Here is a 12,918-nt window from a genome sequence, read left to right on the forward strand (position 1 = left end):
CGCTCGTCACCGCGGGCGGCTCCCGCCGACGCGACCGAGGAAGTCCGCGACGGTTCGGGCGAAGCGGTCGGGGTCGTCGAGCCGTGGGTAGTGACCGGCACCCGGCTGAACAGCCAGTTCGCCATGCGGGAACGACTTCGCGATGTCTGCGGCGACACGGGGAAGCGGCCCCCCGTCCAGCTCGCCCGCGAGCACCAGCACCGGCGCGTCCAGGCGGGCGACGGCGGCGCGCGTCGCGGCGGGATCGAAGGCTCCGGGCATGGGGAAGGCGTCCGCCGCCAGAAGGTTGGTCTGTTCGGCCTCGGTCGCGGCATGGGCCTGTGCTGCGGCGTCCCAACGCCCGTAGGGGAACGGAACGATGGCCTCGACGTCGGCAGCAGCCTTGGCTCCGGTGCCGGTGCCGATCCCGGAGCCCGCCCCGGACCCGGCCCGGATGCGGGGTCCGGGCCGGGATTCAGGTACAGAACCGAGACACACGGCACACAACCATCGGCTCCCCGCCGCACGTCTAGTGGGCAGGACCATGTCACCGCTCGGAAAGGGGAGTCGGCGGAGATGAGAAGCACGGGAAACACGGGGGGAACCCGGACGCGGCGCGTGCTGGCGGCGTCCGTCGCCGGGCTGACGGCGGTACCCGCCTTCGTGCTCGGCACCGGGGGAACGGCGCAGGCGGCGTCCTGCACGTCGTCGGCCGGGCCGTACCAGAAGCAGGTCGAGAAGTATCTGCACCGGCCGGTCGACGGCAAGCAGTCGGCCGCCGACTGCAAGGCGATCCGGTCATTCCAGAACACCTACGGGGTCACCCCCGCGATCGGTTACGCCGGTACGGTCACCTGGCGCACCATGAAGACCCTCACGGCCCAGAAGGCGGCCGGCAAGAACCCGAACAAGGACAAGAAGTGCCCCACGAACAAGGGGCGCATCGCGTGTGTGGACCTGACCCGGCAGCTGACCTGGATCCAGGACGGCAAGAAGCTGAAGTTCGGTCCGGTGCCGGTGCGGACCGGGCGGGACGGGTACGAGACCCGGACGGGTCTGAAGAAGGTCTACTGGCGCAACATCGACCATGTGTCGACGCTGTACAACGTGCGGATGCCGTACGCCCAGTTCTTCGACGGCGGGCAGGCGTTCCACTCGGTCGGCGTGAAGATGTGGAACAACCCGGGGTCGCACGGCTGCGTCAACATGCGGAGCGCGGACGCGAAGGCGTACTGGAAGCTGCTGCGGAAGGGCGACGACGTGTTCGTGTACGGGCGCAAGCCCGGGACCTGACCGGGGTCCGACCGGGGCCTGGTCCCGGCCGGGCTCTGGTCCCGAACGGGGTCCGGCCGGGACCTGTCCCGAACGCAACCGGGATCTGACCGGGACCCGGCCGGAGTCCCGCCGGGGCGGGACGTGTGCGGGGCGCGCGCGGGCGGGGCACGGGGCGGTACTTGCCGGAATGCGCGCGGCTTCGGCGCTTCCGGGGCGCGTTGTCAGTGGTCTGTTGTAGCTTCCGAAGTGCCGAAGCGAACGGTGTCACAGCGCGACAGGGGTGGAGCGATGAGTGATCTGACAGTGGCGGGCGGGGCGTCCGACGTCGACAGCCGTCTGGAGGGATACCGGGTCGAGCTGACCGGCTACTGCTACCGGATGCTCGGCTCGGCCTTCGAGGCGGAGGACGCGGTGCAGGACACGCTGGTGCGTGCCTGGCGCAACTTCGAGAAGTTCGAGGGGCGGTCGTCGCTGCGCTCCTGGCTGTACCGCATCGCCACCAACGTCTGTCTGGACATGCTGAACGCGGGCAACAAGCGGGCGCGGCCGGTCGATCTGTCCGGCCCGACGCCGCTCGCCGAGGCCGCGCTCAACCCGCTGCCGGAGAACGTCTGGCTGGAGCCGATGCCGGACGGGCGCATCCTGCCGTCGCTCGACGACCCGGCGGAGGCCGCGGTGGCGCGGGAGTCGGTGCGTCTCGCGTTCGTCGCGGCGCTGCAGCATCTGCCGCCCAAGCAGCGGGCCGTGCTGATCCTGCGCGAGGTGCTGGCCTGGAAGGCGAGCGAGGTCGCCGAGCTGCTCGACACCACGGTCGCCTCGGTGAACAGCGCCCTCCAGCGGGCGCGGGCCACCCTCACGGAGCAGGGCGGCAAGCCCGCCGACGCGGCGAACCCGCTCGACGAGGAGCAGCGCAAGCTGCTCGACCGGTACGTCGCCGCCTTCGAGGGGTACGACATGGCGGCGCTGACGGCGCTGCTCCACGAGGACGCCGTGATGACGATGCCGCCGTTCGACCTCTGGCTCCGGGGGCACGACGACATCACCGGATTCATGCAGACCATCGGCGCTGGCTGCGCGGGCTCGCGACTGGTGCCGACGGCAGCGAACGGTTCCCCGGCGTTCGCGCACTACAAGCCGGACCCGGAGGGGGCGGGCTTCGTGCCGTGGGCCGTGCAGGTGATCGACGTCTCGGAGGGTTCCATCACCGGGCTGCACTGCTTCCTGGACACGCAGCGCTGGTTCCCGCTGTTCGGGCTGCCGGACCGCCTGGACGCCGAAGCGGCGTGAGGCACGGCCGGCATGCGTGAGACGCCACGCATGGGGCGCGCGGCGTGTCAGGCTCGGTGTATCAGGCTGCACATACGAGGCGCGGTGTACGGAACGGGCTGCCGGCGGGGCGGGGGCGCCGACGGCCGGGGCTGAGGGCGGAGCGGGGCGGGGCGCGCGGGGTCCGTGACCCGGGCGGGGCGCGTCTCAGTGGTCCGCCCCGTAGCCCCCGCGACCCCCGTAGCCCCCGTAGTCCACGTCCACCACGTCGGCCAGCCCCAACAGGTCGAGCAGTCCGCGCAGTTCGGGCGGGGCGTTGCGCAGGCGCAGGCGTTTGCCGCCCGCGCGGCGTGCGACGAGGCCCAGGCGCGCGATGGCCTCGGCCAGCACCAGGTCCGCCCGCACCACGCCGCCCACGTCGCAGTCCACGCCGTCGCCCGGGAGGCGGACGGCGCCCTCGGCGTCGTACAGCAACGACTCCAGCCGGGCGCAGAGTTCCGGGACGGCGGCGCGGGTGACCCGGCCGGTGACGACAAGAACGTTCGGGGTCATCGATTCCACGTCAGGCAGACCGGGGCGGCGGCCGAAACTCATCGCCGTCCGACCCGCCCGCGCTCCGCTCCCGCCCGCCCCCGCCCGCCCGCGCTCCGCCCCGCCGTCGCGCCGCCCGCCCTTCTCCCACCGGGCCCGGGCGGCGGCTGCCGCTCCCTCCTCCCGTACTCCTCCCCCGCTCGACCACCCGGACACGGACCGACGATCTTCCGTCAACTCCGGTCATCTGTACGCCTGCTGTGAACCTCCGCGGTCCATTCCCCCTCTAGGTACATGACCGGTCGGTGCCGCAGCGACGGCCGGACCCGCCGTCCGAGTGGCGCCGACTGACCAGTGGCCCTCGTGGGCCGCCTGATTCTCCAGGGGGAGAGTTGCGCAAACACGTGAGAAGCGCGTGTGTCCCGACCATCGCCGCGGCCGCCGCCGTGGCTCTCGCGGCGGGGATGACCACCCCGGCCGCGGCCCAGCCCACACCCGCCCGCCAGGCGGGCGCCACCGCCGGGACGACGCACGAGCTGACGCTCATCACCGGCGACCGCGTCACGGTGGACGCCAAGGGCCGGGTGCTGCGGTTCCAGCCCGCGAAGGGGCGCGAACACATACCCGTGCAGCGGCAGACCCGCGGCGGGCACACCCTGCTCGTGCCCGCCGACGCCCACCGGCTGATCGACTCCGGCAAGCTGGACCGCCGGCTGTTCGACGTCACCGAGCTGAGCCGCGCGGAGATCCGCAGGGCCCAGAAGTCGGGCCTGAAGCTGATCGTCTCCTACCGGGGCGCGCGGGCGTCGGCCGCCAAGGCCGAGGTCCATGACGCCGGCGGCACCCGGGTCGGCCGGACCCTGAAGTCGCTCAACGCCGAGTCGGTGACCACCCCGGCGGACGACGCCCAGGACATCTGGCAGGCGCTCACCGCCAAGCCGGCGCAGGGCGTCCAGCGCACCACGGCCGCCGGGATCGACCGGGTCTGGCTGGACGGCGTGCGCCGGGCGAGCCTCGACAAGAGCGTCCCGCAGATCGGCGCCCCGACCGCCTGGAAGGCCGGTTACACCGGCAAGGGCGTCAAGATCGCCGTGCTGGACACCGGTGTGGACGACACCCACCCGGACCTCAAGGGCCAGGTCCTGGCGGCGAAGAACTTCTCCGCCGCGTCCGACACGAAGGACCGGTACGGCCACGGCACGCATGTGGCATCGATCGCCACCGGCACGGGCGCCAAGTCCGGCGGGAAGTTCAAGGGCGTGGCCCCGGAGGCCAAGCTGCTCGCGGGCAAGGTGCTGGACGACAGCGGCTTCGGCGACGACTCCGGCATCCTGGCGGGCATGGAGTGGGCGGTCGCGCAGGGCGCGGACGTCGTCAACCTGAGCCTCGGCGGCGAGGACACCCCGGGGATCGACCCGCTCGAAGAGGCCGTCAACAAGCTGTCGGCCGACAAGGGCGTGCTGTTCGCCATCGCGGCGGGCAACGAGGGCGACGACCCCGGCACGGTCGGCTCCCCGGGCAGCGCGGACGCCGCGCTGACCGTCGGCGCGGTCGACGACAACGACCAGCTGGCCGACTTCTCCAGCCGCGGCCCGCGGGTCGGCGACGGCGCGATCAAGCCCGACGTCACCGCCCCCGGCGTGGACATCACGGCGGCCGCCGCCCCCGGTTCCGTCATCGAGCGGGAAGAGGGCCAGAACCCGGCCGGCTATCTGACGATCTCCGGCACGTCGATGGCGACCCCGCACGTGGCGGGCGCCGCGGCGCTCCTCAAGCAGCAGCACCCCGACTGGAAGTACACCGAGCTCAAGGGCGCCCTCACGGCCTCGACGAAGCCGGGCGCGTACACCCCGTTCCAGCAGGGTTCGGGCCGGATCGCCGTGGACCGGGCGATCGCCCAGACCGTCGTCGCGGACCCGGTGTCGGTGAACTTCGGCACGCAGCAGTGGCCGCACACCGACGACACCCCGGTCACCAAGCAGATCACGTACCGCAACCTGGGCACGACGGACGTCACCCTCGACCTCGCGGTCTCCGCCACCGGCCCGAAGGGCGCGCCCGCCCCGGCCGGCTTCTTCACCCTCGGCTCCGACAAGGTGACCGTCCCCGCGGGCGGCACCGCCGACGTGCCGCTGACCGTGGACACCCGGCTCGGCGGCGATGTCGACGGCGGCTACTCGGCGTACGTCGTCGGGACCGGCGGCGGCCAGACCGTCCGCACCGCCGCTGCGGTCGAGCGCGAGATCGAGTCGTACGACCTCACCCTCAAGATCATCGGACGCGACGGCAAGCCGGCCGTGTACTACGAGAACGACCTGGCCGGCCTCTCCGGTCCGGGGCTCGGCACGTGGCTCCACCCGACGGGTGAGAACGGCACGGTCAAGCTCCGTGTGCCCAAGGGCGGTTACGTGCTCAACACGGCCGTGTACACCGACCCCGAGGACAGCACCAAGGGCACCGACTGGCTGACCCAGCCGAAGCTGGACATCAGCCGGAACACCAGCGTGACCCTGGACGCGCGCACGACGAAGCCGGTGGAGATCACCCTCCCCGCGACCGGCACGAAGGGCCTCCTGGCCGCGCCGGAGATCCAGTTCGACACCAAGGAGACCGGCTACGGCTACGGCTGGTTCCTGGACTCGTACAAGGGCCTGCGCACCGCGCACCTGGGCCCGAAGGTGACGGACGGCTCACTCTCCCAGCAGTGGATCGGCGCCTGGACCAAGGGCGCCGCGACCCGGTACGACATCGCGGTCGGCGGGCCGGTGACCCAGGCCGCGACCGGCTACAAGCGGAAGTTCACCGCCGGTCAGATGGCCAAGGTGAACCTGGCTCTGGGCGCGTCCGTCAAGGGCAAGAGCGGTCAGGTCGGGGTGTGGGGTCTGCTCCCCGGTTCCTCCGGCTCCTGGGGGGCCTGGTCCACGCACAAGGTCCCCGGCACCGTCACCGCGTACGTATCCGCCGCCGACAAGGTGAAGTGGGACTTCGGCTTCCTGCAGCAAGGCGGGGTGGATCCGGACGGTTACCCGAACATCGAGTCGGGCTACACGCTCGGCGACCCGCGGTCCTACAAGGCGGGCGGCACGTACACCAAGAAGGCCAACACCGCCGTGTTCGGCCCCGCGCTCGGCACCGACCTGGGGCTCTTCCGCGAGGGCGACGAGATCGGCGGGCAGGTGCCGCTGACGGCCGACGGCAGCGGCAACTTGGGTGCGCAGCCCTACGGTTCGGTCAAGACCGTGCTGTACCGCAACGGCAAGAAGCTCGTCCAGAACGACAACCCGCTGGAGGGCGAGCCCATCGCCGTGCCGTCCGGCGTGGCCGACTACCGGCTGACCACCTCCGTGCGGGTCTCCCCCAAGGTGTCGGCCGTCTCCAGCCGGATCGACGCCAGTTGGACCTTCCGGTCGAAGAAGACCGGCGCCCCGACCGCGCTGCCGGTCTCCACGGTCCGCTTCACGCCCAATGTGACGCTGGACGGCAAGGTCACCGCGGGCAGGACCGCGTCCGTGCCGGTGAAGGTCCAGGGCGCGGCCGCCGGAAAGAACCTCAAGTCGCTGACGGTGTACGTCAGTTACAACGGCGGCAAGACCTGGAAGAAGACCGCGGTCAAGTCGGGCAAGCTCTCCGTTAAGAACCCGGCCAAGGGGAAGTCCCTCTCCTTCAAGGCCGATGTCGTCGACAAGAAGGGCAACAAGTCCTCGGTGGCGATCTACAACGCCTACTTCGGCAAGTAGCCGCCGGTGAACCGGGGAACCCGGTGAACCGGGGAACCCGGTGAACCGGGGAACCCGGTGAACCGGGGAACCCGGTGAGCCGAGGAACCCGGTGAGCTGAGGAACCCGGCGCCGGGTCCCCAGTGAAACGGACCCGGCGGACGGAAGCGGCCCGCCGGGCGGAGGAATCCGCCCGGCGGGCCGTTCGCGTTCCCGGACGGGAGTGGGGTCCCGTCCGGTGCCTGGGGACGCCCGCCGCCGCGCGGGGCGGCGGGGCGTTACGCGATGCGCTCGCGCACCACCGGGGTCGGGGCGAACTCCGTGCCCTCCGGGGCGATGTCGTACGCGTCGGGCAGGGCCTGGAGGGCGTAGGCGAACTTCTCTGGGGTGTCGGTGTGCAGGGTCAGCAGCGGCTGCCCGGCCGTGACCGGGTCGCCGGGCTTGGCGTGCAGTTCGACGCCCGCGCCCGCCTGCACCGCGTCCTCCTTGCGGGCACGGCCCGCGCCGAGCCGCCAGGCGGCGACGCCGATGTCGTACGCGTCCAGCCGGGTCAGCACTCCGGTCGCCGGGGCCGTCACCACGTGCCGCTCGCGGGCGACCGGGAGCGGGGCGTCCGGGTCGCCGCCCTGGGCGGAGATCATGCGGCGCCAGACGTCCATCGCGGAGCCGTCGGCCAGCGCCCGCGCCGGGTCGGCGTCGGTGAGCCCGGCCGCGTCCAGCATCTCGCGGGCCAGGGCCAGGGTGAGGTCGACGACGTCCTTCGGACCGCCGCCCGCCAGCACCTCGACGGACTCGCGCACCTCCAGGGCGTTGCCCGCGGTCAGGCCCAGCGGGGTGGCCATGTCGGTGAGCAGCGCGACCGTCCGCACACCGCTGTCGGTGCCCAGCGCGACCATGGTGGAGGCCAGTTCGCGGGCGTCCTCGATGGTCTTCATGAACGCGCCGGAGCCGACCTTGACATCCAGGACGAGCGCGCCGGTGCCCTCCGCGATCTTCTTCGACATGATCGAGCTGGCGATCAGCGGAATGGCCTCGACGGTGCCCGTGACGTCGCGCAGCGCGTACAGCTTCTTGTCGGCGGGGGCCAGCCCGTCGCCGGCGGCGCAGATCACCGCGCCGGTGGTGTCCAGGACGTCGAGCATCTCCTCGTTCGAGAGGCGGGCGCGCCAGCCGGGGATGGACTCCAGCTTGTCGAGGGTGCCGCCGGTGTGGCCCAGCCCCCGGCCGCTGAGCTGCGGCACGGCGGCGCCGCACGCGGCGACCAGCGGGGCCAGCGGCAGGGTGATCTTGTCGCCGACGCCGCCGGTGGAGTGCTTGTCGGTGGTGGGCCGGGAGAGCGACGCGAAGTCCATCCGCTCCCCGGAGGCGATCATCGCGGCGGTCCAGCGGGCGATCTCGGCACGGTTCATGCCGTTCAGCAGGATCGCCATGGCCAGCGCGGACATCTGCTCGTCCGCGACCTCGCCGCGGGTGTACGCGTCGATGATCCAGTCGATCTGTTCGGGCGTCAGCTCGCCCCGGTCGCGCTTGGTGCGGATGACGGAGATGGCGTCCATGTGCGGGGAGTCCTTCCGGCCGGTACGTGCGTGCGTGCGCAAGAGTCCGGTACGACTCTACGCGCATAGAGGGTGGGGCGGGGAGCGGCCCTGCCCGCGGCCCTCCCGATGGGTTTCCCGATGGGTGGGAGGGCCGCGGTGGCCCGCGCCGGCGGTTACGGCCGCAGATGCCCCGGCCCGAACGCCTGCGGCAGCATCTCGTCGAGCGTGCGCAGCCCGTCCGGGGTCTGGAGGACCAGTTCCGGCCCGCCGAACTCGTACAGCAGCTGCCTGCATCTGCCGCACGGCACCAGGATCTCGCCCGCCCCGTCCACGCAGGTGAAGTGGGTCAGCCGGCCGCCGCCGGTGGCGTGGAGCTGGGAGACCAGCCCGCACTCGGCGCACAGCCCGATGCCGTACGAGGCGTTCTCGACGTTGCAGCCGGACACGATCCGCCCGTCGTCGACGAGCGCGGCGGCCCCGACCGGGTAGTGCGAGTACGGGACGTAGGCGCGCGTCATGGCGGTCCGCGCGGCGCTCCGCAGCGCGGTCCAGTCGACCTCGGCGGGGACGGTCACTTGCCTTGGCCCTTCCGGTAGATCAGCCCGTCCGCCTTCGGCATCCGCAGCCGTTGCGCCGAGAGCGAGAGGACCAGGAGCGTGGTGACGTACGGGGCGGCGTCGACGAACTGGCTCGGGACCTGGTCGGTCAGCGCGTACCAGGTGAAGAGCAGCGCGGAGACGGCGGCCGAGACGACCGCGGCCACGTACTTCTTGCGGTACAGCTGCCAGAGCACCACGACGACCAGCAGGATGGCAAGCAGCAGCAGCATCGCATGCACGTTCTCGGCGCCGCCGCGCAGCTTGAGGCTGTCGGTGAAGCCGAAGAGGCCGGCTCCCAGCGCCAGGCCGCCCGGCATCCAGTTGCCGAAGATCATCGCGGCGAGACCGATGTAGCCGCGGCCGCCGGTCTGGCCCTCCTGGTAGATGCCGGAGGAGACGATCGCGAGGAAGGCCCCGGCGAGTCCGGCCAGGCCGCCCGAGACGACGACGGCGATGTACTTGTACTTGTAGACGTTGACGCCGAGCGACTCGGCGGCGACCGGGCTCTCGCCGCAGGAACGCAGCCGCAGGCCGAACGAGGTGCGCCACAGGACCCACCAGGTGCCGGGGACCAGCAGCAGGGCGATCACGGTCAGCCAGGACAGGTTGGTGATCAGACCGCCTACGATCCCGGCGACGTCGGAGACCAGGAACCAGTGCCTCTGCTGGAGGTCGAGCAGCCAGTCCGACAGCCCCGGAACGGTGATCCGGTCGATCGCGTCGATGCGCGGGGACTGCTTGGAGGAACCTCCCTCGACGCCGTCGAAGGCGAAGTTGGAGAGGTAACGGGTGAGGCCGACGGCGAGGATGTTGATGGCCACACCGGAGACGATGTGGTTCACCCCGAAGGTGACGGTGATGATCGCGTGGAGGAGTCCGCCGAGGGCCCCGCCGAGGATGCCGAACAGCACCCCCGCCCAGGGACCCCACTGGAAGCCGGCCCAGGCGCCGAACCAGGTGCCGAGGATCATCATGCCTTCGAGGCCGATGTTGACGACGCCGGCGCGTTCGGCCCACAGGCCGCCGAGCCCGGCCAGCCCGATCGGGACGGCGAGTTCCAGGGCGCCCGCGACCTGGCCGACGGAGGTCACGTCGTTGGCGCCGCTGATCAGGCGGACCAGCGAGACCAGGGCCAGGGCGGCCGCGACGATCAGCAGGACGACGGGCAGGGTGAGTCTGCGGCGGCCGCCGCTCTTCTTCGGGGCGACGCTCGCGGCGGAGACTTGGGTGGCGCTCACAGTGCGGCCTCCTTCTCGGTCGTGAGGGCGTGCCCTGCGGCGAGTTCCTCGCCGACCTTCTGCTGCTGGCGGCGGGTTGCGTAACGGCGGACCAGCTCGTAGCTGACGACGACCGAGATGACGATCAGGCCCTGCATGATCGTGGCGATCTCCTTCTCGTACCCGAACTGGTCGAGGGAGGAGGAGGTCTTGTCCAGGAAGGCGATCAGCAGGGCGCTGAAGGCGATGCCGAGCGGGTTGTTCCGGCCGAGCAGGGCGATGGTGATGCCCGTGAAGCCGATTCCGGTCGGGAAGTCGAGGCTGTAGGTGTGGGTGTCGCCGAGGAGCGTCGGCATGCCGGCGAGACCGGCCACCGCCCCGGAGATCAGCATCGAGGTGAGGACCATCTTCTTGGCGTCCACGCCGGAGGCCTGCGCCGCGCTCTCGCTCTCGCCGGTGGCCCGCAGGTCGAAGCCGAACCGGGTGCGGTTCAGCACGAACCAGTAGACGACCCCGAGGGCCGCCGCGACGAAGGTGAAGCCGTAGATCTCACCGGCCTCGTCGCCCATGGACAGGCCGGGGAACCAGCCGGATTCCGGGATGTCGCCCGTGGTCAGGTTGTTGGACCCGGCCGGCTGCACACCGAAGTTCTTCGGCAGGATCAGCCAGGCGATCAGCGCGGTGGCGATGGAGTTGAGCATGATCGTCGAGACGACCTCGCTGACCCCGCGGGTGGTCTTGAGGAAACCCGCGATGCCGGCCCAGAAGGCGCCGACCAGCATGGCGACGACCACGATCAGCACGATGTGGAGCGGCCCCGGCAGATGGACGGCCGCGCCGATCAGCGCGGCCGCCATCGCGGCGAGCCGGTACTGGCCGTCGACGCCGATGTTGAAGAGGTTCATCCGGAAGCCGACCGCGACCGCCAGGGCGGCGAGGTAGTACGTGCCGGCCTGGTTGATGATCAGTACCTGGACGTCCGCGTACGTCGCCGAGTCGAACATCAGCTGGTACGGCTCGAAGGGGTCCTTCCCCGAGGCGAGCAGCACGACCGTGGTGAGCACGAAGGCCACGGCCAGGGCGAGGACCGGCCCCGCGAGGCCCAGGACCAGCCGGTCCTTGTCGATTTTCTTCATCAGGACTCGTCCTCCGGTGCTGCCTCGAGATGACCGGTGGCGGCGCCGGTCATGGCCGAGCCAAGTTCCTCCGGGGTGATGGTGGCGGGATCGGCGTCGGCGACCAGCCGGCCGCGGTACATGACACGCAGGGTGTCGGACAGGCCGATCAGTTCGTCCAGGTCCGCCGAGATGAGCAGGACGGCGAGTCCCTCGCCGCGCGCCGCGCGGATCTGGTCCCAGATCTGCGCCTGCGCGCCGACGTCCACACCGCGGGTGGGGTGCGCGGCGATCAGCAGCTTCGGGCGGTGGCTCATCTCGCGGCCGACGATCAGCTTCTGCTGGTTGCCGCCGGAGAGGGAGGCCGCGGTGACGTCGATGCCGGGGGTGCGGACGTCGTACTCGCGCACGATCCGCTCGGTGTCGGCGCGGGCCGCCTTGATGTCCAGCAGGCCGCCCCGGCTGTTGGGCTTCTCCGTGACATGGCCGAGGATCCGGTTCTCCCAGAGCGGGGCGTCCAGCAGCAAGCCGTGACGGTGGCGGTCCTCGGGGACGTACCCGATGCCGCCCTCCCGCCGCTTGCGGGTGGGGGCGTGCGAGATGTCCTCGCCGTCGAGCGTGATCAGGCCGCTGTCGGGATTCCGCATGCCGATCAGGGTCTCGATCAGCTCGGTCTGGCCGTTGCCCTCGACACCGGCGATGCCCAGGACCTCGCCCTTGTGGATGGTGAGGTCGATGCCGGCCAGCACGTCACGCGTCACGCCGTCCGGGTCGGTCGCGCCGAGCGCGAGGCCCTCGACGCGGAGCATCGGGACGTCCGTCACCGTGGACTCACGGGTCTCGGGCGAGGGGAGTTCGCTGCCGACCATCAGCTCGGCCAGCTGCTTGGTGGTGGTCGTGGCCGGGTCGGCGGTGCCGACCGTCGTGCCGCGGCGGATCACCGTGATGTCGTCGGCGACCGACAGCACCTCGCCCAGCTTGTGCGAGATGAAGATGACGGTGAGGCCCTCGGCCTTCAGCTCGCGCAGGTTGTCGAAGAGCGCGTCGACCTCCTGCGGCACGAGGACGGCCGTCGGCTCGTCAAGGATGAGGATGCGCGCGCCCCGGTAGAGGACCTTGAGGATCTCCACGCGCTGGCGGTCGGCGACGCCGAGGTCCTCGACGAGGGCGTCGGGCCGGACGCCCAGGCCGTACGCGTCCGATATCTCCATGATCTTCTTGCGGGCGGCGGAGCCGATGCCGTGCAGCTTCTCGCCGCCGAGGACCACGTTCTCCAGCACGGTGAAGTTGTCGGCGAGCATGAAGTGCTGGTGCACCATGCCGATGCCGCGTCCGATGGCGTCGGCGGGGCTGCCGAACGCCACCTCGGCCCCGTCGATCTCGATCGTCCCCTCGTCCGGCTTCTGCATGCCGTAGAGGATCTTCATCAGGGTGGACTTGCCGGCGCCGTTCTCACCGACGAGGGCGTGAACCGTGCCCTTGCGGATGGTGATGTCGATGTCGCGGTTGGCGACGACGCCCGGAAAGCGCTTGGTGATGCCGTGCAGTTCCACGGCGGGGGGACTACTGGACGCGTTGATGACGCACTCTCCTCGGCCGGACGGGAGCGGGGACATGGGGGGACGGGGCGGGCTGAAGCTATCGCGGCAAAGGGTGGTCTACGCGCGTAGTGCTGCCGAATC

General features: G+C 71.3%; 10 protein-coding genes. 3 read left to right on the forward strand and 7 right to left on the reverse strand.

The window, feature by feature from the left end:
- Window positions 1-6 precede the first annotated feature (6 nt).
- The gene (locus WA762_RS28005) at window positions 7-477 is read right to left on the reverse strand and encodes an alpha/beta fold hydrolase (RefSeq protein WP_335939299.1); all 471 of its coding nucleotides are present in this window, start codon (window positions 475-477) and stop codon (window positions 7-9) included.
- Window positions 478-555: 78 nt separating this feature from the next.
- On the opposite strand from WA762_RS28005, the gene WA762_RS28010 reads away from it, so the two are divergent.
- Complete coding sequence (locus WA762_RS28010) at window positions 556-1,272, forward strand: L,D-transpeptidase (protein WP_335939300.1); 717 nt, start codon at window positions 556-558, stop codon at window positions 1,270-1,272.
- Between the two features lie 270 nt (window positions 1,273-1,542).
- A complete protein-coding gene (locus WA762_RS28015) occupies window positions 1,543-2,541 on the forward strand; it encodes a sigma-70 family RNA polymerase sigma factor (protein ID WP_335939301.1) in 999 nt (332 codons plus the stop codon).
- A 186-nt stretch (window positions 2,542-2,727) separates the two neighbouring features.
- Here the strand turns inward: WA762_RS28015 and WA762_RS28020 are convergent, their stop codons facing one another.
- Window positions 2,728-3,072: an STAS domain-containing protein gene (locus WA762_RS28020; RefSeq protein ID WP_335939302.1), complete on the reverse strand. Its 345-nt coding sequence runs from the start codon at window positions 3,070-3,072 to the stop codon at window positions 2,728-2,730.
- A 383-nt stretch (window positions 3,073-3,455) separates the two neighbouring features.
- On the opposite strand from WA762_RS28020, the gene WA762_RS28025 reads away from it, so the two are divergent.
- The gene (locus tag WA762_RS28025) at window positions 3,456-6,788 is read left to right on the forward strand and encodes a S8 family peptidase (protein WP_443080697.1); all 3,333 of its coding nucleotides are present in this window, start codon (window positions 3,456-3,458) and stop codon (window positions 6,786-6,788) included.
- Between the two features lie 257 nt (window positions 6,789-7,045).
- Here WA762_RS28025 and WA762_RS28030 read toward each other — a convergent pair whose 3' ends face one another.
- From WA762_RS28030 to WA762_RS28050, 5 genes are all read right to left on the reverse strand, one after another.
- On the reverse strand, window positions 7,046-8,323 hold the full coding sequence (locus WA762_RS28030) for a thymidine phosphorylase (protein ID WP_335939303.1): 1,278 nt from the start codon (window positions 8,321-8,323) through the stop codon (window positions 7,046-7,048).
- A gap of 155 nt (window positions 8,324-8,478) precedes the next feature.
- A complete protein-coding gene (locus WA762_RS28035) occupies window positions 8,479-8,880 on the reverse strand; it encodes a cytidine deaminase (protein ID WP_335939304.1) in 402 nt (133 codons plus the stop codon).
- Window positions 8,877-10,142, reverse strand: a complete 1,266-nt coding sequence (locus tag WA762_RS28040) for an ABC transporter permease (protein ID WP_335939305.1) — start codon at window positions 10,140-10,142, stop codon at window positions 8,877-8,879. The genes WA762_RS28035 and WA762_RS28040 overlap by 4 nt, the downstream gene beginning before the upstream one ends.
- On the reverse strand, window positions 10,139-11,257 hold the full coding sequence (locus WA762_RS28045) for an ABC transporter permease (protein WP_335939306.1): 1,119 nt from the start codon (window positions 11,255-11,257) through the stop codon (window positions 10,139-10,141). The genes WA762_RS28040 and WA762_RS28045 overlap by 4 nt, the downstream gene beginning before the upstream one ends.
- Window positions 11,257-12,852, reverse strand: a complete 1,596-nt coding sequence (locus WA762_RS28050) for an ABC transporter ATP-binding protein (protein WP_335939307.1) — start codon at window positions 12,850-12,852, stop codon at window positions 11,257-11,259. The genes WA762_RS28045 and WA762_RS28050 overlap by 1 nt, the downstream gene beginning before the upstream one ends.
- Between the last annotated feature and the right edge of the window lie 66 nt (window positions 12,853-12,918).

The sequence above is a fragment of the Streptomyces tyrfis genome, assembly GCF_037034285.1.
Taxonomy (GTDB): Bacteria; Actinomycetota; Actinomycetes; order Streptomycetales; family Streptomycetaceae; genus Streptomyces.